Source organism: Bradyrhizobium sp. KB893862 SZCCT0404 (genome assembly GCF_018130885.1).
Lineage (GTDB): Bacteria > Pseudomonadota > Alphaproteobacteria > Rhizobiales > Xanthobacteraceae > Bradyrhizobium > Bradyrhizobium stylosanthis.
Genome location: NZ_JAFCLT010000006.1, coordinates 103916 through 129621, shown reverse-complemented (window position 1 = coordinate 129621; position 25706 = coordinate 103916). Strand labels below are relative to the sequence as shown.

27 protein-coding genes are annotated in these 25706 nt (G+C 57.4%); 22 read left to right on the top strand and 5 right to left on the bottom strand.

The window, feature by feature from the left end; translation table 11 throughout:
• Positions 1–50 precede the first annotated feature (50 nt).
• From JQ617_RS23905 to JQ617_RS23865, 9 genes are all read left to right on the top strand, one after another.
• The gene (locus JQ617_RS23905) at positions 51–797 is read left to right on the top strand and encodes an alpha/beta fold hydrolase (protein WP_212028421.1); all 747 of its coding nucleotides are present in this window, start codon (positions 51–53) and stop codon (positions 795–797) included.
• Between the two features lie 59 nt (positions 798–856).
• On the top strand, positions 857–1234 hold the full coding sequence (locus JQ617_RS23900) for a Rieske (2Fe-2S) protein (RefSeq protein WP_349630642.1): 378 nt from the start codon (positions 857–859) through the stop codon (positions 1232–1234).
• On the top strand, positions 1221–1580 hold the full coding sequence (locus JQ617_RS23895; protein WP_212028420.1) for a hypothetical protein: 360 nt from the start codon (positions 1221–1223) through the stop codon (positions 1578–1580). The genes JQ617_RS23900 and JQ617_RS23895 overlap by 14 nt, the downstream gene beginning before the upstream one ends.
• Positions 1577–2812, top strand: a complete 1236-nt coding sequence (locus JQ617_RS23890) for an amidohydrolase family protein (protein WP_212028419.1) — start codon at positions 1577–1579, stop codon at positions 2810–2812. The genes JQ617_RS23895 and JQ617_RS23890 overlap by 4 nt, the downstream gene beginning before the upstream one ends.
• An 86-nt stretch (positions 2813–2898) precedes the next feature.
• A complete protein-coding gene (locus JQ617_RS23885; RefSeq protein ID WP_212028418.1) occupies positions 2899–3105 on the top strand; it encodes a hypothetical protein in 207 nt (68 codons plus the stop codon).
• 216 nt (positions 3106–3321) lie between these two features.
• Positions 3322–4140 carry an aspartate dehydrogenase gene (locus JQ617_RS23880; protein WP_249157496.1) on the top strand — a complete coding sequence of 273 codons (819 nt, stop codon included), beginning with the start codon at positions 3322–3324 and terminating at the stop codon, positions 4138–4140.
• 9 nt (positions 4141–4149) lie between these two features.
• Positions 4150–5130, top strand: coding sequence for a cupin domain-containing protein (locus tag JQ617_RS23875; protein ID WP_212028416.1), 981 nt, complete (start codon positions 4150–4152; stop codon positions 5128–5130).
• 28 nt (positions 5131–5158) lie between these two features.
• Positions 5159–6535: an FAD-dependent oxidoreductase gene (locus JQ617_RS23870; RefSeq protein WP_212028415.1), complete on the top strand. Its 1377-nt coding sequence runs from the start codon at positions 5159–5161 to the stop codon at positions 6533–6535.
• Positions 6536–6545: 10 nt separating this feature from the next.
• Entirely contained in the window at positions 6546–7358 is an 813-nt protein-coding gene (locus JQ617_RS23865; protein WP_212028414.1) for an alpha/beta fold hydrolase, read from the top strand.
• A gap of 17 nt (positions 7359–7375) precedes the next feature.
• Here the strand turns inward: JQ617_RS23865 and JQ617_RS23860 are convergent, their stop codons facing one another.
• Positions 7376–8266 (bottom strand): LysR family transcriptional regulator, encoded by an 891-nt coding sequence (locus tag JQ617_RS23860; protein WP_212028413.1) that lies wholly within the window; start codon positions 8264–8266, stop codon positions 7376–7378.
• A gap of 140 nt (positions 8267–8406) precedes the next feature.
• On the opposite strand from JQ617_RS23860, the gene JQ617_RS23855 reads away from it, so the two are divergent.
• From JQ617_RS23855 to JQ617_RS23830, 6 genes are all read left to right on the top strand, one after another.
• A complete protein-coding gene (locus tag JQ617_RS23855; RefSeq protein WP_212028412.1) occupies positions 8407–9189 on the top strand; it encodes a crotonase/enoyl-CoA hydratase family protein in 783 nt (260 codons plus the stop codon).
• 50 nt (positions 9190–9239) lie between these two features.
• Complete coding sequence (locus tag JQ617_RS23850) at positions 9240–10433, top strand: ABC transporter substrate-binding protein (RefSeq protein ID WP_212028411.1); 1194 nt, start codon at positions 9240–9242, stop codon at positions 10431–10433.
• A gap of 70 nt (positions 10434–10503) precedes the next feature.
• The gene (locus JQ617_RS23845) at positions 10504–11376 is read left to right on the top strand and encodes a branched-chain amino acid ABC transporter permease (RefSeq protein WP_212028410.1); all 873 of its coding nucleotides are present in this window, start codon (positions 10504–10506) and stop codon (positions 11374–11376) included.
• A gap of 2 nt (positions 11377–11378) precedes the next feature.
• On the top strand, positions 11379–12326 hold the full coding sequence (locus JQ617_RS23840) for a branched-chain amino acid ABC transporter permease (RefSeq protein WP_212028409.1): 948 nt from the start codon (positions 11379–11381) through the stop codon (positions 12324–12326).
• Positions 12323–13084, top strand: coding sequence for an ABC transporter ATP-binding protein (locus tag JQ617_RS23835; RefSeq protein ID WP_212028702.1), 762 nt, complete (start codon positions 12323–12325; stop codon positions 13082–13084). The genes JQ617_RS23840 and JQ617_RS23835 overlap by 4 nt, the downstream gene beginning before the upstream one ends.
• 2 nt (positions 13085–13086) lie before the next feature.
• Positions 13087–13791 (top strand): ABC transporter ATP-binding protein, encoded by a 705-nt coding sequence (locus JQ617_RS23830; protein ID WP_212028408.1) that lies wholly within the window; start codon positions 13087–13089, stop codon positions 13789–13791.
• A gap of 73 nt (positions 13792–13864) precedes the next feature.
• On the opposite strand, the gene JQ617_RS23825 is transcribed toward JQ617_RS23830, so the two are convergent.
• Genes JQ617_RS23825 through JQ617_RS23815 form a run of 3 tightly spaced genes read right to left on the bottom strand, consistent with a single transcriptional unit; the run spans position 13865 to position 17088 of the window.
• Complete coding sequence (locus JQ617_RS23825; RefSeq protein ID WP_212028407.1) at positions 13865–15040, bottom strand: acetyl-CoA acetyltransferase; 1176 nt, start codon at positions 15038–15040, stop codon at positions 13865–13867.
• Between the two features lie 6 nt (positions 15041–15046).
• On the bottom strand, positions 15047–15427 hold the full coding sequence (locus tag JQ617_RS23820; RefSeq protein ID WP_212028406.1) for a Zn-ribbon domain-containing OB-fold protein: 381 nt from the start codon (positions 15425–15427) through the stop codon (positions 15047–15049).
• Positions 15424–17088: a long-chain-fatty-acid--CoA ligase gene (locus tag JQ617_RS23815; RefSeq protein WP_212028405.1), complete on the bottom strand. Its 1665-nt coding sequence runs from the start codon at positions 17086–17088 to the stop codon at positions 15424–15426. Before JQ617_RS23815 ends, JQ617_RS23820 begins: the two co-directional genes overlap by 4 nt.
• Positions 17089–17275: 187 nt before the next feature.
• On the opposite strand from JQ617_RS23815, the gene JQ617_RS23810 reads away from it, so the two are divergent.
• The 7 genes from JQ617_RS23810 to JQ617_RS23785 all read left to right on the top strand — a co-directional run bounded on the left by JQ617_RS23810 (position 17276) and on the right by JQ617_RS23785 (position 24608).
• On the top strand, positions 17276–18484 hold the full coding sequence (locus JQ617_RS23810) for an FAD-dependent oxidoreductase (RefSeq protein ID WP_212028404.1): 1209 nt from the start codon (positions 17276–17278) through the stop codon (positions 18482–18484).
• On the top strand, positions 18481–19209 hold the full coding sequence (locus JQ617_RS23805; protein ID WP_212028403.1) for a DUF2848 domain-containing protein: 729 nt from the start codon (positions 18481–18483) through the stop codon (positions 19207–19209). The genes JQ617_RS23810 and JQ617_RS23805 overlap by 4 nt, the downstream gene beginning before the upstream one ends.
• 31 nt (positions 19210–19240) lie before the next feature.
• On the top strand, positions 19241–19621 hold the full coding sequence (locus JQ617_RS23800; RefSeq protein ID WP_212028402.1) for a cupin domain-containing protein: 381 nt from the start codon (positions 19241–19243) through the stop codon (positions 19619–19621).
• Between the two features lie 152 nt (positions 19622–19773).
• The gene (locus JQ617_RS40370; protein ID WP_349630641.1) at positions 19774–20022 is read left to right on the top strand and encodes a helix-turn-helix domain-containing protein; all 249 of its coding nucleotides are present in this window, start codon (positions 19774–19776) and stop codon (positions 20020–20022) included.
• An 87-nt stretch (positions 20023–20109) separates the two neighbouring features.
• Positions 20110–22095, top strand: a complete 1986-nt coding sequence (locus JQ617_RS23795; RefSeq protein WP_212028401.1) for a flavin-containing monooxygenase — start codon at positions 20110–20112, stop codon at positions 22093–22095.
• Between the two features lie 613 nt (positions 22096–22708).
• On the top strand, positions 22709–23674 hold the full coding sequence (locus JQ617_RS23790) for a SphA family protein (RefSeq protein ID WP_212028400.1): 966 nt from the start codon (positions 22709–22711) through the stop codon (positions 23672–23674).
• A gap of 115 nt (positions 23675–23789) precedes the next feature.
• Positions 23790–24608 carry an alpha/beta hydrolase gene (locus tag JQ617_RS23785; protein ID WP_212028399.1) on the top strand — a complete coding sequence of 273 codons (819 nt, stop codon included), beginning with the start codon at positions 23790–23792 and terminating at the stop codon, positions 24606–24608.
• Between the two features lie 93 nt (positions 24609–24701).
• Here the strand turns inward: JQ617_RS23785 and JQ617_RS23780 are convergent, their stop codons facing one another.
• Entirely contained in the window at positions 24702–25463 is a 762-nt protein-coding gene (locus tag JQ617_RS23780) for an SDR family NAD(P)-dependent oxidoreductase (RefSeq protein ID WP_212028398.1), read from the bottom strand.
• Positions 25464–25706 lie beyond the last annotated feature (243 nt).

The window sequence follows — 25706 nt, the reverse complement described above, 5'->3', positions numbered from 1 at the left end:
CGGTAGTGGATAGCGCGAACCGACGTCACATTTTAATGGGAGCGAGCACCATGGCCGCCGCCGCGATGATTGGTGCCCCAAAGGCGCAGGCAAGCGCCGCCAAAACGTTCGTACTCGTCCACGGCGCTTGGCACGGTACATGGTGTTGGCGTCGCGTCATCGATTTACTTGAAGCAAAGGGCCACAAAGTATTCGCTCTCACGCTGACTGGCCTATGCGAACGGTCGCATCTTCTCAACGACAACATCAATTTGACCACGCATATAATGGATGTGGTCAACCTCATGAAGTGGGAGGATCTGCAGGATGTTGTCCTCTGTGGCCATTCCTATGGAGGATACGTGATCAGCGGTGCAGTCGAGCATATCGGTTCAAGAGTTTCGTCGATTGTGTATTTGGATGCCTTTCTCCCCGAGAACGGCGATGCTTTGGTCGCCTCGAGCGAGCGTGTAGCCGCTATAATCAAGAACCTACAGGACGGAGGCAAAACCAGCCTGCCTCCGATTCCTGCGGCCGTGTTTCAGGTCAACGAGCGCGACCGCGCCTGGGTCGACAAGCAATGCACGCCACAGCCACTCAAGACATTCACGGATCAGATCGTTCTGTCTGGTGCGCGTGAGAGGATTGGCAAGAAGACCTACATCCGCGCTCGTGGCTACGCCAGCCCGCCATTCGATTCGGTCGTCAACAAGCTCAGAGACAACCCGGGATGGGTTAAGCACGAATTGCCGTGCGGCCACGACGCCATGCTCGACATGCCAGAGCAGGTGGCTGATCTGTTTATCGCAAGCGCTTAGGCGTCTGCAAAGAGATAACTCGGGGACACTTATGGCCCTTGGATCCAGGTACGAGAGTTATGAAGCCTGAAATGCGTGAATATGCTGCCGGACCAGTTGCAGAGTATGCGGACGGCGACCGCAGAGTTTTCGTGTGCGGAGAGCACGAGGTTGGTATCTTCCGAGTCGAAGGTCAGTTCTACGCCTGGCACAACCGATGCGCACATAGGTCTGGCCCGGTCTGCCAAGGAAGAATCTTGAACCGTGTGATTGAACCTGTCGATGAAGGCAGAATGGTTCGCTCGCTTGAGTATGACGAGACCGAGCCGCAGATCGTCTGTCCCTGGCATGGCTACGAATTCAGTATCAAGACAGGTTACCACCAAGGGAATTCCCGGATCCGGTTACTGAAGGTCGAAACGTTGATCAGAGACGGGGAGCTCTATGTACGGCTCTGATGTCAATGGTCGGAACGACGAGTATGGCTGGATCGACGATATGGCATCGGCGCTTCTCGAGACCTCGCGCCATTTGGTTGTGCATGGTCAGGCCAGCCGCGTCTCGGATCAGGCCGTCGCCAGCATCCTGACCGCCGCCATTAGGCTGTACGTCGCCAAGTCGGACGGCGAGGAGAGGACGTTTCGGCCGATAGCCGGAACGGGTGACGAGGAAATGACGCCTACCGAGCTACTCTCGGCTGTCTCGGAAATGCTTCGCTCTCTTCATCTTGGTCCAATGGAATTAGCGCTCTGGTACCGACGACGGCCAGACCCGGATCCATCGCAACTTGGAGTGAAGTCGTGACCGTTCAGGACACTGGTAGGGCAGAACGTGCGGCTGTCCAGCAGATTGACATCTATACAGATACCAGGAATGTCCTGGCAAATGCGCGTCGCAGTGCGTTGAGGCGAAATCTTCAGGATTGGTTCGTCGTGGATGTCGACGCGCATCATGTCGAGAGCGTCTCATGGAAGGAAATCGTCACGTACATCGAGGATCCGGTCATCAGAGACAACGCGATCCGTTATCAAGCCGACCGGATTGGTGCACCGCCCTTCGGGCTTAACGGTGATCTGGGCTTGCGATACCAGTCGGTGGGAGGGCGCATCCCGCACCAAGATGATCTTCGGGAGGCTGTCGAACAGACAGACGTTCACCGCGACGTCACGTTGACGCGTCGCGCTATGGACTCGCTGGGCGTCGACAACATGGTTGTGTTTCCAACGCCGATGCTGTTCCTGGGAATGCATCCGCAGACCGACATGGAAGTGTGGCTAGGTCGCGCCTACAACCGCTGGATGGCCGATAAGCTTCTCTCGGCCGACGACCGTATCAAGACGTTCGTATTCCTCCCATTCAACACGCCGAAGGAAGCTGAAAAGGTCGTGGAGGAATTTGGCCGGAACAAGGGGGTTATCGGCTATTGCGTGACAAGCACGCGATACAAACCCGTTCACCACAACGAATACATGCGGCTCTACTCGATGATCGAGGAGCAGGGGAAGCCCTTGGCGTTTCATGCCGGTTATCACTGGCAGGATCCTTCATTGGCAACCATCAATCGGTTTCTCGGTATGCATGCGCTCGGCTTCGTCTGGTGCAACATGGTGCATATGACGAACTGGATCCTAAACGGAATGCCGGAGCGCTTTCCTCGTCTGAAGACCATCTGGGTCGAGAGCGGTCTCGCGTGGCTGCCATTCCTGATGCAGCGACTGGACGATCAATACTTGATGCGGCCGTCTGAAGCTCCGCAGCTCAAACGGATGCCCAGCGAGTACATGAACACGAACTGCTTCTATACAACGCAGCCAATGGAGGCGACCCATCCAAAAGCGCTTCAGTGTACCCTTGAGATGATAAAAGCTGAAACGCAGTTGATGTTCTCCTCCGATTGGCCGCATTTCGATTTCGACCTTCCGCAGGAAATCGTCGACTTGCCGTTTCTTAGTGAGCAGGCGAAGCGAAATATCCTTGGGTTGAATGCCGCGCGGCTCTTCAATCTGGATCCGACGCCAGTCAAGAAGCTGGTCTAGGAATAGTTGGCCCGGGCGACCTGCCGGGAGGTCGGCGGTAGCCTTTCGACATTCGCAAATGTCATTCCACCTTGTGGGAACGCGAGATGGTGTTCAATTTCCGCGCGATCATCCGTTTGTTATACGATCGGGATTGGGAGCATCTTCCGCAGACGACTGTTCCAGAGCCCTTTGATCCCGTGACTCTTTGCCAACTGACCGCATTGTCATTCGGCATTTATCCGCTGCCGGGGGCGATGTCAGTGCGAAGCGTTGAGGAAGACGTCAGGAATGGTCGGGATCTGTTGCCGTGAATGCCTCAGAGGACCGGCGCTCGTTCGAATCTCTGACATAGATCAGGTGGGAATCTCCACAAATTTGGACGGCTTCGTTTCAGTCTTGGATGTTGCGAAAGGAATGATGACGGGCATCAATGACGTCCGGCCCGTGTTGCTGATGCCGTGCGGCAGTCTGCAACGCGCAAAGTCAAACGGCCGCGGCCTCGCTTGATTGGATCCTGTTTGCGCAACATGAGCTTCTCCCGCCAGCGACCACTGAAGTATGCTTTGATTGGCTTTGGAGCCATCGGTCGCCGAGTCGTAGAGACATTGAACGGTAGGCCCGGTAGGCCGGCCATACTTGAAGGCATTCTGGTGCGCGATCTCAAGCGGGTCGCATCGACCGAACTGCCTGCAAAAGTGATGGTCAATATTGTCGATCTGCTGGTGGCCCGACATCCCGATATAATCGTGGAGTGTGCCGGACAGGAGGCCGTTTCAAAGTATGGGCCGAGAATCCTGCGTGCTGGCATTGATCTGATGGTTGTTTCGGCGGGCGCGCTCACGCGCCGCAGCACGTTTGAAGAGCTTATGACGGCGGCTTCGGATGGGGGCGGCAGAATCGTGGTTCCGTCTGGAGCTATTGGCGGGCTTGACTGGCTCGCAGCTGCGAAGCTCGCGGGACTGACGGATGTGGTCTATCGCGCACGGAAGCCTGCCCGGATATGGGCGTGTTCTAGGGCCGAAAACGCTCACCTGTCTGATTTACGCGAAGAACGAATGTTTTATCGCGGCACGGTCCGGGAAGCCGCGGCGGCGTACCCGAAGAATGTGAACGTCGCTGCCGCCGTCGCGTTGGCGACGTTAGGCTTCGATCGGACCCGCGTTGAGCTCATCGCTACGCCCGAAGAAGGTGACAATTGTCACGAAGTGGAAGCGGTTGGCGACGCCGGATCCATGCGCATTAAAATCCGTGGGAAACCAGATCCCTCCAATCCGAATACTTCGGTGATCACGGGCCATAGCGTGGCGCAATGCCTGCTCAAGCAATCGGCAACCATTGTTTTATAGCGAGGACACATGAGCCATAGGGTGGCGGAGAAGATATCGAGGATCGTGCCTCCGGGTGAAGGTATTCGCTATCGTCTGCAACAAGCGGGTGTCCACGCGACTATCAAGCTGTCTCCAGACGACTCACCGTTTACTCATCTTGCGCTTGTCGAATACGAAATTGCGCAATCGGCAACGGCGGACCTGCACGCATATAAGGCGATTGATCGCGCCTATTATTGCCTTGAGGGTACCGGTACCGTCGTTGTAGGTGGCAAAGAATACAATATCGAGGCGGGAAGCCTCGTCTTTTGTGGTCGTGGCTGGACGGTTGAGTTCCGTAATCGCTTCAAAGGAACGATGCGCTTGATGGCTGGCAGCTTTCCGCCTGGCCCAGAAGCACGCCACGATAATATCGCAGTTGATGAAGGGACGGGTTGGGTCCAACGTCCACTGACCGCGGAGGTCCGTCGTTTGCTCGGGATCATGGTGGCACCCGAAGCCGCCGATTTTCCGGTCGGTCTTAGGGGTGAGACCTTTGTAATGGCTCCGGACGAGGGGGAGTCATACTGGCAGGCATCTCCGACCGATGGATACGTTACGGCCAAGGTCACCCCGTTCAACTCCTCGATCTATCATTACAGTATGGGGACGCAGCTTCTGGAGCCAGGAGCGAGGGTCCGAGAACACGGTCATAAGCAGCTTGACGAGGTGCTCATCGCGGTGAAGGGCACCGGTACCATTCGTGTGGATGGTGTTGAACAGCCGTTTCCACTGGGAACGGTTGCGGTGGTCGGTCGCTACGTACTGCACTGCTTCGCGAACGCGGGCAGCGACGATTTTGTGGTCGCCGGAATCGCGAACCCAATTGGCATCGAGGGGGCGCTTCGCGAAACCGGTGTACCTCGTGTTCCTGGAGAGGCGCGACCAAAGAATATTCCCAGAAACGCCGAGACGGGGCGCCTCTTGATAGAGAAGTACGGCTTCATCATCCCCGGTGGGGGCGGTTGACCAACGTTGCATGGATGGATGGGATCTGATGATGAGCCTTGAATCGAATTCGAACGAGATCCGGCCGCACGTCCTGGGCGATCGGGTCGTCGTGTTGGGAGCTGGCATCGGCGGATGCTTCGCTGCTGCCGCACTCTCCAAGTATTTCCAGAGTGTCCTTGTCCTCGATAAGGACGAGTTGCCGGATGGGCCGCTGAGCAGAAGGGGGGTCGGACAAGGCCTGCATATTCACGGTCTGCTCAGGCGGCCCTTCGATATTGCCTGCAAATTGTTACCGGGCTTCGAGGATGACCTGAGAAGGGCCGGCGGTATCAAGCTTCAATTGGGGGAGCAGTCGTTCTTTCACGATGCAGGAGCGTGGCACCCCAAACGGGACCTCGGAGTGGCGGTCTACGCGCAAAGCCGGCCATTGTTGGAGCACGTACTGCGGTCGCGAGTCGCTGGGCTTGCCAACGTCACGTTCCAGGACCGGACGAGAGTAGAAGACTACATCATCCACGATGGCCGCATCGTGGCTGTCGGGCTCCAAAGCGATAAGCAAAATGAAGTTGTCGATGCCGACCTCGTCATTGACTCGACGGGACGAGCAGGCGCTATCGTAGATCGATTGGCGCGACTCGGCTATTCCGATCTGGAATCCGTCGAGCTTGGCGTTCAAATCAGCTACACGTCCGCCTACTTCACTAGGCCGGCAGTGCCGGGCAAACTCCCAAGCGGTTACGTTGTACGCTCGAACCCGCCTAAGACGCGCAGCGGCGTGCTCTGGCCGATCGAAGGCGACAAATGGGTTATCAGCCTTTCGGGGCGTTTTTCCGACTTTCCGCCAGCCGACGATGAAGGTTTTCGCGAATTCGCTCGCTCGCTTGAAGATCCGATTGTCCATGAGGCGATAGAGCGAGAATCCCGAGTTACACCGTTCGTTCGATTCAATATTCCGCGGATCTATTGGCGCAGGTTCGATCGCATGTCGCGTTTTCCGGACCGCCTCATTCCGTTGGGCGACACTGTCGCCGGCTTCAATCCAGTCTACGGGCAAGGCATGGCCGTCGCGTCGCTTCAAGTTGAAGAGTTGCAGGCCACTCTCGCGGCGCACGCGGCTGTCGGGCGACCGCTGGATGGCATCAGCAGTGAAGTTCTTCCGCGTATCGCCGCCGCGACCGAAGCGGCGTGGTCCATGACTGAGCCGGTCGATCTTGTATTCGAGAAAACGACTGGCGCACGGCCACAAGGCTTTGCCGAACGGATTGCCTTTGCCGGAGCGGTTCGAAGAGCAATCGTGGCCGATGACGAACTTCACCGCGCCTGGGCTCGTGTCGCAAATCTTATCGAGGATCCGTCGGCACTCGTAGAAATCCTCGGTCGAAGTGAAAGTGCCAAGATGTCGGCCGCCGCGGATGGCCGTTAGGGAGACATGAATGCCGCTTACCACGATCGAAGATGGTGAACTTTACTACGAGGTGCATGGCACCAAGGGTCCATGGCTTGTTTTCGTCTCCGGCCTGGGTGGACACGGCGACTTCTGGAAAGCGCAGGTCGCGCATTTCTCGGAACGCTATCGGGTTGTGATCCACGACCATAGGGGTTATGGGCGCAGCACCACGGTGTCGCCTCGCGGCAGCATCGAACAGCTAACCGCGGACGTCGTCAGGATGCTGGACGTCCTGTCCGCCGACAACATTGTCCTGGCCGGGCATTCCATGGGCGGAATGATCGCCCAGAATTTCGCACTTGAACACCGAGATCGCCTCAAATCGTTGGTGATCAGCGGAAGCGCGCCGAAAGCCAATGAGTTTGGTAAACTGGTATTGGGTTTCCGGCGGCGAATTCTCGAAGCTTTGGGACCTGAAGATTATTGCCGCCTGCAGACGATTATTTCCGTCGGCACCGCGGGCGCAAGCATGCCTTTTGCAGAAATCATGGCAAGCGAGCGGCGCTCGCTCGACGGCTTGCCGCAAGCTGAGTTGGTCGTCTCTCGGCTGAACTCGATCGCCAAGTTCGACAGGCTTGGTGTCCTGCCGAAGTTATCGATTCCGACGCTTATCATGGCAGCTCAAGACGACAATCAGGCGCCAGTTGGGGCATCGCAGCTCCTGGCGGATGCAATCCCAGGCGCTAAACTCCGTGTGCTTGAGGGCGGGGGGCATTTCTTTCCACGCACCTTGCCGGCGCGCTACAATGCTGCTCTCGACGAGTTTTTGGCGGGGCTACACATTGGTTCTGACGCGTAGTGGCTTTGGAAGCGTCGCTATCGTAGACGCTGAACCATGAAGTCGAGAAACAAGCGGTTCCGCTTCGGAATGAGAGTGCGTTTCAACATGACCGCTGAAGTATAGAGAGGAGGGCTTTCCCAATCAGGGAGTACGCGAACCAATCGACCGGCCTTGATGTCGTTCGTTGCAAGGACATCATTCAAGATGCCAATTCCAACACCGCTGAGAACGAGCTCGCGAACGAGGCTAATGTTGGCCACCGTGGTGTGAGCGGCAACCTCGACCCGTTTACGCTGCGCGCGCTTCAAGAAAGTCCAGACACCGTCCTTCTGCTGAACTTCGGTGACGATGCACCGATGATGTGGCAGTTCGTCGATTATCTTTGGGAGCCCGTGTTTCTCCACATATTTCGGTGAAGCATATGCGGCCCGTCTGAGAGACGTGAGTTTACGGTAAATCAGTCGGGAATCTGGCAGCTTTCCCAAGATGATGGCGATGTCGAATTGCTCGCGGACCAGATCGACTACGCCATTGTTCGTGGAGATAAACAAAGAGATCTCAGGGTACTCAACTGCAAAATCTGCGACTGCCCGGCCAAGCCACGCATTCCCGAATTCCATCGGAATGCTCACGCGCAGCGTGCCTCCTGTGCCGGATTGCAGCTCGTCAATCTCGATCCTGGCGTCCTTTACCTCTGCGTCGATCCGCTGAGCATACTCAAGTAGACGCGTCCCGATCGGGGTCGGTGCGAGGCTTCGAGAATTCCGCTTTAAAAGAAGTGCGCCAACTTGTTCCTCAAGCGAGGCAAGTCGCCGGCTGATCGTGGCCTTTGACAGGCCCGTCGCATCGCTCGCGCGTGTCAAGTTGCCCGACCGCACCACCTCAGAAAACAGCAGCAATGCGTCAACTTCGAATGCCCTCGCCATCTATGTCCCCAGAATCTGAACCGCTTCTTTTCATATTTGAGTATAGCGAACGTTTCAGCCCCTAACTACGGTCAGAATACCTCGAAGCTGACCGATTGGTGCGCGCTCACGTCATAGAGCGCGCTGTCTGGAAGATCATCATGTCGTCTGAACTCGTTAGTTACGAGCTCGAAGGAAATATCGCAGTGTTGGGTCTGAACCGGCCGGACAAGCGAAACGCGCTCAATGACGACGTGCTCAAGGCACTCAGTGAGGCGGTAATGCGGGCGGGCGAGGAGGCCGATGCTGGCGTCATATTCGGGCACGGGCCGAATTTCTCGGCGGGGCTCGATCTCGCACAACTGGCAGAGAGGCTGCGGCCGGATGCGCCAAGGGACAGAAAGCGTAAGCGGTACATCTGGCACACGACTTTCGATCTGATTGCCCGCGGGACAATCCCGTTCGTTGCGGCGCTGCATGGGGCGACGATAGGAGGCGGCCTGGAACTGGCGGCAGCCGCGCACATTCGCGTGGCCGACGAAACCACAACGATCGGATTGCCGGAGGGCCAGCGCGGGATTTTCGTCGGCGGCGGCGGGTCGGTTCGCATTCAAAGAATCATCGGTTACGCAACGATGGCTGACCTGATGCTGACAGGGCGAATGCTTTCGGCAGAACAGGCTCACGAGGTCCGCCTCGTGCAATATGTCGTAGGATCGGGATATGCCCTCGATAAGGCCAAGCAGTTGGCGTCGAAGATTGCGCAGAATACGGCGCAGACAAACTGGCAGATAACGAACGTCCTGCCGCGCATGAACGACCTTTCTCACGACGACGGGCTCTTCATGGAATACCTCAACACGGCAATGGTGAGGCCTCCCGAGACAGTCGAGCGACTGAAGCAGTTTCTGGAGAAAAAGGCCAAGCCGCTAGCGATGGGATGAGTGCTTTAAAAAGGGACGCGCGTAGCTTTGGACAAAGGGGGAGAGTGAATATGTTTTTAAACGGATTGCTCAGGAGTGTAATCGCGGTCGCGCTTTGGGGCGCGCTTGGTCTGTCATGTCGGGCAGACAGCACGGGCGTGACGCCGACGTCGATCAAGATTGGGTTCGTTGGTAGTCTCACCGGACCTGGAGCGATCTGGGGATCCGGAAATCTATCGGGCGCTACCCTGGCGTTTGAGGAGCTCAATGCCGCCGGTGGCATCTACGGCCGGAAGATCGAGCTTGTCATCGTCGACGACGAGTCGTCTGCACCGAAGGGCATCGCGGGCTTCAACAAGCTCACCCAAGCCGATCAGGTGTTCGCAATCTTTGGGCCAAGCATCAGCGCGGTTGGCGTTCCCATGCGAGGCGTCATGGCAGCCTCGGGAGTGCCGGTTTTCATTCCGAGTTTCTCTTCGCCGGACATGACCGAGCCGCTGATCAAAAACGTATTTCGTACTGGAACGCTTAACGATCGAATGCAGGGACGGGCGATTGCTAACTATCTTACACAGGAGCTGAAGTTCGAGCGCATCGCAATCATGAGGCAGTCGGATCAGTACGGTGCCACGGGCGCGGGTGCAATCGCCGACCGCCTCAAGGAGCTCGGTAAGAGCGCCGTTGCGGTGGAGACCTTCAACGCGGCGGACACGGACATGACATCGCAAGTGCTAAGACTGCGCAGCGCCGATCCGCAAGCAATCGTTGTTTACGGCTATCCAGCGCCGAGTGCGATCGCAATGCGACAAATCCGGGAACTTGGGATTACGGCCGAGCTTCTTGGGTCGTCTGCGACCTCGAACCAGAACTTTCCGGAAATGGTCGGCAAGCTGGCGGTCGGCATCAAGTTCGTGTTCGCCGGGCTTGACTTTCCCGAAACGAAAGTAGGTCCGATCGCGAAATTCAGAGAGTCATTTCAGAAGCGCTTTCCGGATCTCGCGCGACAGGGGCGGCCGGCGATCGGCGATGCCGCGGGCTATGGCGGTGCTATCAACTTCATCGAAGGTCTTCGCAAGGCCGGCAAGGACGTAAGTCGTGAGAGCTTTATGGCCGCGCTAGAAACGTTCCACGAGTTTGATTCGGGAATAACGTTACCGACCACGTTTTCGGCTACGCGTCACGAAGGAAATACGATGATGAAGATCGCGATTATCAAGCCGGATCTGTCACGGGAGCTACTGCCGGGCATGATCGACGCGCAATGATGCGACACGGGCAACAGGTGGTTGAAGTGTCGGGCGCGCCCGTTTCCAATCGTTCGTCGAGGCAAAGAAATTGACAGACATTTTGCAGATTCTTGCCAACGGCATTCCGGCTGGAATGATGTACGCGTTGGTTGCCCTCGGGATCGTGCTGATTCATAACGGAACAAACGTTGTTCACTTCGGCTACGGCGAGCAGGTTACGTTAGCTGCCTACGTCGCTCTAGTGCTTCAGCTCATTCTCCATTTCCCGTTTTGGGTCGCATGCGTGGCCTCGATTGTATTGTCGGCGTTGTTTGGATTGTTGATCTACGTGGGAGTGCTGGCGCCATTGAGAAGGACCCCTCTGATCGTCCAGGTGATCGCGACCTTGGCGATCGGGCTTGGCGTACGCGAAGGATTGCGGGCCTATATGGGGCCGGATCCCTGGAATTTTCCGTCGCTGGTGCCAAATAGCGTCTACGCAATCGGCGGCGTCTATATCACTGCCGCAAATCTGGCGGTCGTTACGATTTCCCTTCTTCTAGCGGGGGCCCTTTTCGGGTTCTTTCGTTGGTCGCGGTATGGCCATGCAATTCTTGCTGCCTGCGAAAGTCCCCGGGGAGCGTCAATCGTGGGCGTGTCCGTGCGACAAGTCTCTGCCTCGATCTGGGTGCTCGCATCGGTCCTGGCAGCGGTAGCCGCCTTTCTGATGGCGCCAATACTCACGCTCTCGCCCGAGATGGGGCTGATCGCCATAAAAGGATTCTGCGCCGCAGTGCTCGGCGGTTTCGTCAGCTTGCCGGGGGCTATCGTTGGCGGGGTTCTGTTGGGACTGATCGAAACGACTGCAGGATTCTATGTGTCTACCGCAATGAAGGACGTGGTTTCTTACGCAGTTCTGATTGCCGTTGTTATGTTTATGCCGCAAGGCCTTCTTGGCAAACGGCAGGTCAAGAAGGTCTGATCATGGATCGCAAATTTACGACGCCGGCACTCTTTGCTCTAGTCGCGGTCTTGGGCATCGGGCCTCAGGTAATGTCGGTTCACACCATCGTGCTGGTGACGCTGGTTGCGACGACTGCGATCATCACGTCCGGGCTCACTGTTGTTACGGGCCTTGCTGGCCAGATTACGTTGGCTCAAGCTGCCTTTTGCGCCTTCGGCGCATATGGGGCCACACTGGTGTCTGCCCACATGGGTATGCCAATGTGGGCTACGATTCCCGTCGCGGCCGTCATGTCCGCGTTGATCGGATACACGCTGGGGGTGATGTCCCTTCGGGTCGAGGGCCACTACCTTGCTCTCGTGACGTTGGCTTTCAGCGGGATTGTGAACCTCGCACTCGTCAATTTACCCGGTGTAACGGGGGGAGCGGTAGGCCATGTCGTCCCTCCATTGAAGGTCTACGACCACACACTGACATCTCCGACGCAGATCTACTATGTTTCTGTTGTCAGCGCGCTGATCGTCTTCACCGGATTGCACAACCTGATCCGCTCGCGTTGGGGAAGGGCGTTCAATGCGCTTCGGCAAAGTGAGGTGGCAGCCAGGAGCCTTGGGATCGACGTCCGCCGGGCGAGGGCCATCGCATTCGCCATCAGTGCTGGCCTCGCGGCTCTCGGGGGGGCGCTGCAGTCGCTGCAAACCACCTATCTTGACCCGCAGCAATTCACAATCCTGACGAGCGTCTCCTACCTATCGGTGATGGTCATTGGGGGGCTGCGCCGCCTATCCGGAGCAGTCTTTGGTGCGGCCATCTTCGTCTTGATGCCAGAACTGCTCGGTGCCTTCAAAACCTATATGGGATTGATCTTCGCCTTGATCCTTTTGGCCATCATCCTGATTGCTCCTTCCGGACTTGGTGATCTGTTTGGTCGTGTGCGGCGACTCCGGCCCGCGGAGGTGAAACCGTGAGCGGACTCCTTTCACTCTGTGATGTGACAGTTCGGTTTGGCGGGCTCGTCGCAGTCAACAAAGTCACGATCGACGTCCATGAGGGCACAATTCACAGCCTCATCGGACCGAATGGCGCCGGCAAAACCACCATCATCAATACCGTCACGGGTGTCTATTCCCCGACCGAAGGATCTGTTTTCTTTGGAGGCCTGCCGCTGGCCGGCGTGAACCCAGACCGCATCTGCCGAAGGGGCTTGACGCGAACCTTCCAGAACACCGAGCTGTTCGGAGAAATGTCGGTTGCTGACAATATTCGAGTCGGGCTGCATGGCGTGGAGGAATATGGTCTTCCTGCCGCAAGCGTTAGATCATGGAGTTGTCGGGCCGCTGAGCGCCGGATCGATGGTCGGGTGGAGGAACTCCTGGAGGCCGTGAAGCTCTCGGACCAGCGGCATATCGAGGCGCGCGCATTGCCACTCGCGAAGATGCGGAAGCTGGAATTGGCTAGGGCGCTCGCATCAAAGCCGAAAATGCTGTTGCTAGACGAGCCTGCAGCCGGGCTCCGGGCGTCTGAGATCGACGACATGAATCTCATGCTGCGGATGTTGAGGGATCAACTTAGGATTTCGATTCTGCTGGTCGATCATGTGATGCCGGTCGTAATGGGCGTTTCCGACAAGATTACCGTGATGAACTTCGGCCAGAAGATCGCTGAGGGGACGCCAAAGGAAGTCCAGGCGAACCCCGAGGTGATCGCGGCCTATCTGGGAGCATAACCGTGCTGAGCGTAACGAACCTATGTGCCGGCTACGGCCTCGTGCAGGTCCTGAGCAATGTTACGCTATTCGTCCCGAAGGGGGCGGTCGTCGCGCTTCTTGGGGCGAATGGCGCGGGAAAGACGACGGCGCTCAATACGATCGCCGGCCTAATGCGGCCAACCGCCGGCGAAGTGGAATTCCAGGGGAAGCGCTGTTCCGCCTTGCCCGCCCACGAAATCGTCAGGCAAGGCGTGTCATTGGTCCCGGAGCAACGTGAGTTGTTTCTGAGCATGACGGTCGAGGAGAACCTCAAGCTTGGAGCCTACACGCGCAATGATCCGGCGGAGATCAGGCAGAGCCACGACTTCGTCTTCGACATGTTCCCAAGGCTCGCGGAACGCCGGAATCAGGTAGCCCGGACCTTGTCGGGAGGCGAGCAGCAGATGCTCGCGATCGGACGGGGGTTGATGGCGCGGCCGGAATTGCTGCTGCTGGACGAACCTTCCTTGGGCATAGCGCCGCTGCTCGTTCGAGAAATCTTCGAGCAGATCCGCAAGATCAACCAACTCGGTGTATCGTTGCTCGTCGTGGAACAGAACGCCAAGATCGCGCTCGATGTCGCCAGCATCGGTTACGTCATGGAGAATGGTCGCATCACGCTACAGGGGTCGGCTGAGATGCTCAAGAGCGATCCGAAAATCCAGGAAGCTTATCTCGGCGTTTAAGAGCCTGCTGTTCCTCCGAACGTGGGAGGCGAGCCAGCACCAACGCGGCTCGCGTAGAAGCGACGCTCACCCCTCATAGGGTGGCGGCGCTTCCTAGAATGGCGGTAGACTGGCTCGAGGCGGCGTTGCCGCCGTTACCATTGACCAGAACGGTATTTGTTCCAGCAACCTGGCGATCGCCGCACGTTCCGCGCAACTGCTGTACCGCTTCGATGACAGCAAACGCGCCATACATGTTGGGTTGCACGCAGGACAGACCGCCTCCGTTGGTGTTGATCGGCAGCTTTCCGCCCGGACGTGAGACGCCGCTGGAAAGGAAGGGGCCGCCTTCACCTTTCTTACAGAATCCGAGATCCTCGACGAAGAGGATCGGATTGATTGTAAAGGCGTCATAGAGCTGCAGCATGTCGATCGCGCTAGGCTGGAGACCGGCCATTTCGTATGCCCGTTGTCCAGATTCCTGCGCGGGTGTGACGGTCAGATCGGCCATGCTCGAGACCGTCCGATGCCAGGCAGCGTTTCCGACTCCCAAAACATAGGCAGGTTTTTGCGGACGGTCCTTCGCTGCATCGGCACGCATCAGGACGAACGCGCCGGCACCATCAGTGACCAAGCAACAGTCGTAAACGGAAAAAGGGTCGGAGACCATTCTGGCGCCTAGCACGTCTTCAACGCTGAGAGGGCCACGACTAAAGGCCTGCGGATTTAGCTGCGCCCACGCCCTGGCGGACACAGCAACTTCCGCAAGATGTCGACGAGTGGTCCCGAACTCGTGCATGTGACGGGCTGCGATCAGGGCATATCCGGACGGTGGATTGAACGGATGATAGGGCGTATCGAATGGCGCGGGATCAAGCAGATTGCGTGCTGCCGTCCTCTCCTTCCGCCCAAAGGTGGCGGTTCTCTGGGTGCTGCCGTAACATACTAGAACCGCCTTGCAGAGACCCGCAGCAAGGGCGAGCATCGCGGGTTGCAAGTGGGCAACGAACGCGGAGCCGCCGATATTAGTGCCTTCGATGAAGCTTGGGCGAATGCCGAGATATTCGGCCACGTTCAGCGGCCACATCGCAATGTTGAGATTGGCTGTGCATAGCCCATCGATGTCTTGCAGCGTAAGGCCGGCATCTTTGACGGCCGCATGGGCCGCTTCGGCAAGGATTTCGATTTCGCTGAAGCTGGGAGCTTCTCCGCAACCCGCGGTGCCTACCCCAACGATAGCGGTCGAGCCGCGCAGAGTTTTGTCAAGCATGGACGCCTACTTTGCCTCGAAGATAACCAGGCCTTTACCATTGTCTTCCACGACCCTGGCTCGGACCTTCATGCCGATGGTAATTTTGTCTGCAGTTGTCCCGCGAACGGCGCTCATCAGCCGAACACCCTCGGCGAGCTCGATAATGCAAACGTTGTAGTCGCCGCCTTGTTCGGCCTTTCGACGGACAGTCGTGGTCGAATAGACGTGGCCATCGCCGGATGGCGTGAACCAGGTCAGCTTAATGTCGCCGCAATGGGGACAGACCGAGCGGGGGTAGAAGACCGACTTGTTACAGCTCGTGCAACGCTGGATCACGAACTTGCCCGCGTTGAGCGCGTTCCGAAACGCTTCCTCCGGGCCTGAAAGGGCTAACATCTCGTTCATGGTAGCCCCAATTCCTTTGCGTTCTCGAGATCCTGCAGTTCACGCCAGAGGATCTTGCCGGCTGGCGACTTGGGCAGCATTTCCACGAACTCGACGATCCTTGGATACTTATACGCCGCCATTTTCTGGCGCGACCATTCGATGATCTGACTTTCCGTCACGGAGCCACGCGCGCCGTCGCGCAACCGGATCAGGGCTTTCACCGTTTCGCCGCGATAACCGTCCTTCACCGCGATCACGCAAGCTTCAAGGACGTCCTTGTGCTCGTAGAGGACATTTTCGACTTCCGCCGGCCAGACCTTGAGGCCGGATGCATTAATCATCCGCTTAGCGCGATCGGTCATGTAGAAGAATCCGTCCGCGTCCTGGTAGCCAATATCGCCCGTGCGGTAATAGGCTTTGCCATCGATCTCGATGAAGGCTTCGCGCGTCGCGTCTGGGCGGTTCCAATACCCCTTGAAAAGCTGGGGTCCCCGAACAACAATTTCGCCGATCTCGCCGGCGGCCAACTCCCGTCCCTTTTCGGAATCAACAATAAGAGCGGATGTATTGAAGAAGGGAATTCCGAGACACTTCGGCCTGGGCGCTTCGACCGGATTCAAATGCGTCGTGGCGGCCGTTTCGGTCATTCCGTAGGCTTCGACGAAGGCAAGCCCCAACTGATCGCGCAATCGGCGCCAGACCTCTTCCGGCATAGCCGCACCACCCGACGTAATGCGCCTGAGCCGCGAGAGGCCGGACTTGCTGAGTCGGGAACTGGCTAGGAGATCGATAACTGCGGTAGGAGCGAGTGAGGCATGTGTGACGCCATGGTCGGCCATGAGCCGGACTGCAAGATCACGATCCCACCGCGGCACGATCACGACCTTGGCGCCGGCATAGATGGGGCTTGTCACTGCGTGATTGAAGCCGGACACGTGATACATCGGAGCCGCGCCAAGAGCGACATCTCCGGGACGCAACCCGTGCCAGAAGGCGAGCCCCATGGCGTTGTGTCCAAGGCTAGCATGCGTATGCATGCACGCCTTTGGCTTGCCGGTGGATCCTGACGTATACGGCAAGGCACAGATATCGCTCGCGCTTGCGAGGGGAGCGTCTGGCAACACATTCGCGCCCATTATGTCGGACCAGCTCATGCAGCCATCAACCCGTTTGCGCGGTATGGTGAGCCACTCGGGAGGGGTGTACTCGGAATCCTTGGGAAGGTAATCGGAGTACGTCGCCACGATCATCGTGCCAACATCCGAGCCCTTGGCTGCGGCGATCGCGATGTCCGCCAGATCCTGAGCAACGAACATAGCGCGGGCACCGCTATCGCGAAGATAGTGCTCGACTTCCGCCTCGCGATTCATCGGACTAATGGGGACCACGACTAAATCTGCGCGGAAGATCGCATAACAAGCAATCAGCCACTGTGGGGAATTCTGCATAAAGAGCGCGACGCGATCGCCGCGCTTCAGATTGTCCCGCTTTTGCAACCAGCCAGCGAGCCGCTCAACTTGTAAGTAGAACTCTCTGTAGGAGATCGACCGTCCGAGAAATGCGATGGCGGCTAGTTCAGGGAAGCGCGTCGTGGTGATGCGAAGATTGTCGGCCAAGGTCGAGTGCGGAAGCGCAAATGTCTTGAGCTGATTCCTTGGATCATGACCTGCCGCGACCATTCTATTAAACCCTTCTCTCGGACTGAACCCGACGAGATAACTATTTCAGCCCCATGGAGGCCGGAAGCACGCAAAGATGAAAACATGCGGTGCAGATTTGGAAGTTGGCAAGGCTAACGGTCCCGGGTGAAGTGCGTGGGGCGGCGCGTTCTCAGGGCGCCAAAGCACCGGGGTCAACGAGGTTGTGGTGGTAGCGAACAATTACAAGCGAGTTCTCATCGCAGGAGCCGGGCCGGTCGGGCTCGTCGCGGCCGCAAGCCTGGCGACCGCGGGAATCCCCGTCACAGTATTCGAAGCTGCATCCGGTCTGAGCACGGAATCTCGCGCCTCGACGTTTCATCCCCCGACGCTCGATATGCTGGGCAAACTTGGCGTTGTGGGCGACTTGATCGATCAGGGGCTAGTTGCGCCGACTGTGCAATACCGGACAAAGGCGGATGGAGCCATCGCGAACTTCGATTTTGGCGATATCGCCGATCTGACTCAGCATCCCTACAGGCTGCAGTGCGAGCAGTACAAGTTGACGCGCATTATCGCGCGACGGTTTGCGTCTGATCCGAACCTTACAATCGAATTTGACGCTCAAGTACAAGAAGTTCAGCAAGATAGCGCTGGGGTTTCCGTTCGCATTGCTCGGCCCGATGGGTCCACGGAACGGCGGGCGGGCCTCTGGTTGATTGGTGCGGACGGCGCAAAAAGCGCGGTACGAAAATCGATCGATATGGCCTTTGAAGGATTCACATGGCCCGAAAGATTCTTGGTTGTTTCAACCTCATTCGATTTTCTGCGCTTGTTCCCAGACCTCGCTTCCGTTAGCTACGTGGCCGATCCGATCCAGTGGCATTTCCTGCTTAAAGTGCCCGACATGTGGCGCGTCATGTTCCCGATCGCCCCGGAAGTGGCGGATGAGGACGCTTCGACGCGCGAGTATGCAGCCGAAACGTTGAGTCGTCAGTTTCCGGCCGCGGCAGGGTCTCCGATCAACCACGTGACGCTCTATCGCGTGCACCAGAGAGTTGCGTCGTTGTTCAGGAAGGGGCGTGTCTTCTTGGTGGGGGACGCCGCTCATATCAACAATCCACTGGGCGGGATGGGAATGAACGGCGGTATCCACGACGCGATCAATCTCTGTAGTCGGCTGGCGAAGGTTTGGCGAGATGAAGCCGATGCCTCCGAGCTTGATCGCTATGACCTTCAACGCCGGTTGGTAACCCTTGAGCACGTCCAGAAGCAGACGATCGAGAATAAGCGCAATCTCGAGGCGCGGGATACCAAGGACCAGGTGCGATTCCGCGATGAGATGCGCCAGACTGCGGCAAGTCGAGAACTCGCGCGAAAGTTTCTGATGAAGATTTCGATGCTAGCGAGCCTAGAGCGTGCGGAGCAATTAGGATGAGCGAAGTTGCGAGGGGATTGGTGCGGCAGAATTTCGCGCTTTGGCTTACCGGTAGTGATAGCCGGGAAAAACACGAAGTCGAAGTTAGAAGCTGCGTAATTGCTGGGTGGACTGGCAGAGATCGTGACGCGCTCGAAGCGCATATTAGAGAGCTTGAGAAACTTGGTGTAAAGCGACCAGCCTCCGTTCCAATCTTCTATCGGGTATCGGTCTCGCGTCTGTCGATTGCCGAGGTCGTCGAGGTCGTCGGCAATTCGTCAAGCGGTGAAGTCGAATATGTGCTGCTGCAATGGGGTGGGAGGCTATGGGTCGGGCTCGGTTCGGATCACACCGATCGCGAGGCTGAAACGATCGATGTCACGCTCTCAAAGCAACTGTGCGACAAGCCGATCGCAACAGAACTGTGGGCCTATGATGAGCTCCGGGAATATTGGGATGAGCTGATCCTGCGCTCTTTCATCATCAGTGATGGTGAACGAGTGTTGTATCAGGAGGGGACCGTCGCGGCGATGCGTCGACCTTCCGAGCTGATCGAGCTTTACGCCGGAACTGGTGTGCTCCCGGAAGGTACATTGATGTTTTGCGGAACACTAGCGGTTCACGGAGAGATTCGGCCGTCGGGATCTTTCGAGATGGAGCTAGCCGATCCGCGGCGGGGGCGATCAATCCGGAAGACATACCACGTCGAGCCACTGCGCGCGCAGGGTTGGCGAATGAAGGTGTGAGCACCGAACCGGTGGCAAAAAGGAGTGTGTGGTGGCTGTTCAGAAGACGCATGATGAGTTTTATACCTTGGATATGCAGTCTGGGTGGGAGACGCCTGGGGGATATCCGTCGGGTATCAAGCAAAAGATACTGTCGGGTACGCTCGATGAGGTAAATCGTCGGGGAAGCCGAACCAGGCTGTTGAAATTTGACCCAGGCACCTTCACGACGGCTCCATTCGTCCATGAATATTGGGAAGAGGTCTTCTTGGTGTCGGGCGATCTGACGGTTGGAAATGACGATAAAGGAAACGGTGGGCAGCCGTTTTCTCCGTTTACATATGCTTGTCGGCCACCGGGCGCATTTCACGGTCCCTTCAAGTCGGAGGATGGCTGCTTGTTGTTGGAGATCCACTATTTCGATCCCGCGTAACTGGCTGATACACGGGAATAGCCGGTACGGCGTTGCAAGCGTGTTCGACGTTCGGCGCGCGGAGGATGATGTTGGCCATAGAGGCATTGTGCGGTCCTCCAGTTGTACCAAAAGACGGTCCTTGGCGAAGCGCAGTGAAATTGGTTCGTTAGATGCTCGTGTGGGCACGCCAGATCAAAGCAGGGCGCTCTCTGATCGGCTGGGAGCAGTATCAACTCGCAGTCAAGGCGGGCGTGGGGATTGCGACCATCCGTCGACTTGAGCGAATGAGTGGACCGATCAACGCGCAGTTCGAGACCATCGAGAAGATCCGACGAGCGCTCGAAAGTGCGGGTATCGAGTTCATTGGCGAGCCAAAGCCAGGTGTATGCGTTCGGCTGGAGAGCGTACGCGGACCTTAAGGCCGGAGTCGGAGCCACCTTTCTACGGAATGGTTGAGGGGATCGGCGGTACGTCGGCTGTCGCGGACAATGCAAGCAGGAGACAAGGTGACCATTTCGAGAGCGCAAGCTGCATCGCTAGGGTCGTTAGGGGAGCAGGAATACGTATCAGCAATGTGCCGCAAGGCGATTGCGAACGAAAAAATGCTAGTAGTGTCGCTCAGGGATGCGGAGATTGTTCCGCAGCTACTCGTGTACTCGCAACTCTCCGGTGATGAAAGCCTACTCCACAAGGCTCTGCCATTCATCGAGGGTGGCTGGAATCACATGCAGACAATACCGGTCGATCTGCGTGGCGAGATAAATAGCGCGCTGCACACGGTGCTCAAGAATTCGATGAGTGGTGATTCCGGTAGGGCGCCGCTTACACCCCAGACGATTGGGCGCCTGCTTGGGCTCGGGGTCAATCACCTCGTTCCGGATGACTATGCACAAATGTTCGCAGAAGAAGCGGCCCCTTCGCTGGGGCGACCGCGCACCGCCAGCTGGCGGCGTTCGCCGGCTGCGAAAGACGTGGCGGCGTTTCGCGTTATCATCATCGGTGCCGGAGTATCCGGTCTATGCATGGCCGTCATGCTCGAAGAAGCCGGGATCCCGTTCGAGATCATCGAGAAGAACGACGAGGTAGGCGGCACATGGTATGAAAATCACTATCCGGGCGCCGGTGTCGACGTCCCGAACCACGTCTATTCCTATTCGTTCGAGCCCAATCCCAATTGGGGGCGCGTGTTCGGCCTGCGGGACGAACTACTGTCTTATCTGAAGCGTGTCGCCGATCGGCGCAATCTTCGACGGCATATTCGCTTCAGGTCCGAAGTCGTCGAGGCGACCTTCGATCAAGGTGGCGCACTCTGGAAAATCCTCGTGCGCGACAGTGCTGGGCGGGTCGAGACGCTCTCGGCGAATGCCCTGATCCCCGCGGTTGGCGCTCTAAATCGTCCATCAATCCCTGAGCTTCCAGGCTTACGCAGCTTCAGCGGCCCGATGTTTCACACTGCGCAGTGGAACCATGCGGTGGATCTGAAGGACAAACGAGTCGCGCTTGTCGGTACGGGAGCGAGCTCCGTACAGGTCGGCCCCGCGATCGTCGACCAGGTTTCCAAGTTGCTCGTATTTCAGCGTTCGCCGGGATGGGTTGGACTCAACGGAAGCTACCACACGCACTACTCCTCCGGGACCAAGTGGGCCGCCGAGCACGTCCCGTACTTTAACATGTGGCAACGCTTTCTTCTGTTCTGGGCAACTGGCGACATCACCTTTCCCTTCGTCCAGCGCGACGATAGCTGGTCACATCTCGACGTTTCGATGAACGCCAAAAGTCACATCGTTCGGGAAAACCTAGTCCGCCACATTGAGTCTGAGCTCGAGGGACGTCCCGATTTGGTCGCCAAAGTAACCCCGAAATATCCTCCCTGGGGCAAGCGAATGCTGCGCGACAACGGCTGGTACAGGATGCTGCAGCGGCAGAATGTTGAGCTGATCAATCACAGCGTAAAAGCGCTCACCAACAATGCGTTGGTCGACAGTGACGGAAACGAATACGTCGCCGACGCTATCGTGTGGGCGACAGGTTTCAAACCGACCGAAATACTGGCGCCCATCAAGATCACCGGTCGGACCGGACGGCCAATTCGCGACGTATGGGAAGCAGAAGGCCCACGCGCCTATATGGGAATGACGGTGCCGGAGTTTCCGAACATGTTTATTCTTGGGGGCCCAAATACAGGGATGTCGCACGGCGGTGGAGTATTCTTCTACGTCGAACTGCAAGTCCGCTACATCATGCAATGTCTGCGTGAAGTGATAGAGCGAGGCAATGCGACCATGGAGGTCCGTTCTGCCGTTCATGACGACTATAATCGCCGCGTCGATGAAGCGCATGCAAGGTTGGTATGGACCCATCCTGGCGTCAGTAGTTGGTACAAGAACGCGAAAGGCCGTGTCGTCGCACTCGCGCCATGGCGGCTCGTTGATTTCTGGAAGCTAACTCTGTCGTTGAACGCGGACGAGTTTATCTTTTCTGATCGCTTATAGAGGCGAAGAGGCGAGACAGACTCTGTTGAGCAGAGCGGCGCGAAAGCGGAGATAGCAAGATCATGGCGTTCGAAAGCGCGTGGCGAAGATCGGCTGGCGTGGGTCAGGCAACTTCTCAAGAGCTGGCGAACAGCCAGCAATATCGCTGCAGTACGTCCATTGCTTGAAGCTGGGACGGTCGGAGCCGGTGTGTGAAGTGTCCCGGTTCGTCGCATCAAACGAATGACCGATACGGCAAATTCGTAGCGTGAGATGATCGACAAGATCGAGCGGCGCGTTTGAAAGCGCAGGCGTTGAGTTCTTCGGTAGACAAATATCAGATGGCATGTGTTCGCATCGAGAGACGCGGCGCCTCTCGGGCGATATTTCAGAGCGCATATAGCTAGAGATCGAGATCAATACTGATCTCTTAGAGATCGAAGCCGATATCCATGTATCGTTCACATCACGACTGACAAAATATTCAAACGGTTTGTGACTGACACATTGTCGCATGGCTCCATTTGAATTCTGATGTGACGCGCGAAGTGCCGGTCAGTATCCGCTGCGGCATCACGCGTATCAGGATCAAAATGGGGGGCAGATGATTTCGAGATCGGCATTGATAGTTGGTGTGGCACTTGTTGTTGCGGTGTCCACGAATGCAGGCGCGTATGAGTTCGGCGCTGCGCCGGCATCGCAGAAGGCGGGCATCACGATCGGCGGCTCCGCAGGAGATCCTCCGCCCGGAATATACATGTTCAATCAGGTCTTCACTTACCAGGCCAACCTGACGGGGCCAGGGAATGCGCTTCTTAACCCGACCGGCAACAAGACCGGCGTGCAGGCGGCTGTCGCGACAAACGGCTTCTTGTTCGTTCCGGGCTGGAGTTTCCTCGGCGCGACCTACACAGCGGTACTGGTCCAACCATATGTGATGGACAGCGTTGGCAGCCCAGTGAATGCGCAGATGTCGGGCCTTCACAACACCTACGTTGTGCCAGCCGAGCTTAGCTGGAAGTTGGGCGATAGCGGTTTCTTTGTGAAGGCCGGCCTTGGGATGTATGTGCCGGACGGAACGAAAACCGGGTTCAACGGGCTTGGCAACGTCGGCAATCCCTGGTGGACCTTTCAGCCAGAGTTCATCGTCTCCTACTTGAAGGATGGCTGGAACCTTACCGCCAATTTCTATGAGGAACTCAACACGAAGAATACCATCACCGGCTACAAGAGCGGTGATGTGCTGCATGCCGAATTCACCGCGGCCAAGACTATCGGCAACTGGACATTTGGTCCGGTCGGCTACTACGTGGGCCAGGTCAGCGACGATACCTCCAGTGCCTTCTACGGTGGTGCCATCAACGTCAACCGGTACAACGTCTGGGCCGCCGGCGGTCTGGTGGGGTACAACTTCGGACCGGCGGCTTTGAACGTGTGGGCATTTGACGAAGTCTCTGCCCGCGCGTCGGGCGGTACGCCGATAACCGGCCTAGATTCAGCAACGATCACCAAAGGCTTTAGCGTTTTCGCGAATTTAAGTTTTCGGTTGTGGGGGCCGGACGCGCCGTCATCTCCCACACTTCCGAAATTTCACAAGTGACCTTTCGAAGAGAGCGGTGCGAGTTCTAAGAGCAAATCATCCGATCACAGCGCACTTAGCCTGCCGTTGATTCAGAGTAGGCAGCGTTGTCAGATGTTCAACCAGAGAGGAAGTAATGAGTGTACCAAGCCGGCGTTCAGTATTGGCAGGCGTCGCAGCCGTTGCCGCGGTCAGTGTGATTGGAGTTCAAGAGGTAAGGGCGGCTCCATCGCGGCCGTTCGTTCTGGTTCATGGCGCTTGGCATACGGGCCGGGAGCTTGAGGAGACCGCATCGTTCCTTAGAGCCGCTGGCCACTCTGTTCATACGCCAACGCTAAAGGGCAATCAGTCGGGAGACTCGAAGCGAACGGGGCTGCAAGAAGCCATTCAGTCGATCGTCGAATATTTGGCGAAGAATGATCTAAAGGACGTCATTCTTGTCGGCCACAGTTATGGCGGCATGATCATCACCGGTGTAGCCGACGAGGTCCCGGAGAGGCTGCATCGCCTCGTCTACTGGAACGCGTTCGTTCCAAACAATGGCGAATCCCTGTTGGACATGTTGCCGCCGGAGAGTGTCGCTTTCTTCGAAAGTATTGCGACACAGCGAAGCGACGGTGGGATCGTGCTACCGTTTCCAGTCTGGCGTGAGCTCTTTATCAACGATGCAGATCTCGCGACTGCCGAAAAGTCATTCAACTTGTTGAACCCGCAGCCGTACGCAACCTTCAAGGACAAAATCAAGCTCAAGAAGAATCCGGCCGAGATGCAGATCGGAAAATCCTATATCAACGCCACCGAGGATACGGCGCTTCCGCATCAAATGCCCTGGCATCCGCGGCTATCGCAGAAGCTGGGACTGTTCCGCCTGGTCCAGGTGCGCGGTAGTCACGAACTCTGCTTTTCCAACCCGAAACTCCTCGCACAAGCCATCCTGGCTGCAGGCAGGGATTGAGCGAGATGGGTGTGTGGCCCAGCCGGAAAGCAGAGAGGTCAGTCCGGCTGTGGCGCGCAAGTGCGAATGGCGCCGGCGGCGAGGTCAGAAACCTCACTTCGGCGCCATCCGGATCGCTCCATCGAGACGAATTGTTTCGCCATTGAGCATGGCGTTTTCAACGATGTGAACGGCCAGCGCCGCATATTCATTGGGGCTGCCGAGCCGAGCAGGATGGGGTACCTGCTCGGCGAGGCTTGCTCGCACCTGTTCACTAAGTCCCATCAGCATTGGTGTCAGGAATAGACCCGGAGCGATCGTGTTTACCCGAATCTTGATTTGGGAGAGATCACGGGCCACAGGCAGGGTCAGACCGGCAATGCCGGCCTTGGATGCGGCATAGCCCGCCTGTCCGATCTGACCATCAAAAGCCGCGACACTGGCGGTGTTAATGAAGACCCCGCGCTCTTCTCCCAATGGGGGAAGTCCAGCAAGTCGTTCCGCCGCAAGCCGGATCACATTGAATGTGCCGATCAAGTTGACGTTGATGACCCGTGCAAACTGGTCGAGCGGATAGGGCCCGGCCTTTCCAAGCGTTCGTTTGCCTCCACCACCAATTCCAGCGCAGTTCACCAAGACGCGCGCCACGCCGTGTGCTGTTTCGCCCTTGTCGAGCGCGGAATTAACCTGATCTTCGACGGAAACATCGGCGACAGCGCCAATGCCATGAAGTTCTGACGCCACTCCTTCGGCATTGTCGCGATTGACGTCGATGACGGTGACCTTCGCGCCTTTTGCCGCCATGGCTCGTGCGGTTGCCGCCCCGAGACCCGAACCGCCGCCGGTAATGATGACTGCTACACCTTCCAAATTCATTGCTTGCTTCCTCCTGAACGCTTCATCAATCGCTGGTCACGACTTTTGCTCAATTGAAATTCAGTACGTCGAAACCGCCGCGCTCGTGAGCGCCAAATCTGAACACCTTCATTACGGTTTTGAGCTTGTTGAATGTGGTCAACCCTGATCCACAGGGACATCTTCGGGATCACGCGACGGCTCGGCGGTGGCCGCCGAGATAGACACGGAGGGATGGTCGCCTTCAGCCACAGACGAGCGCCG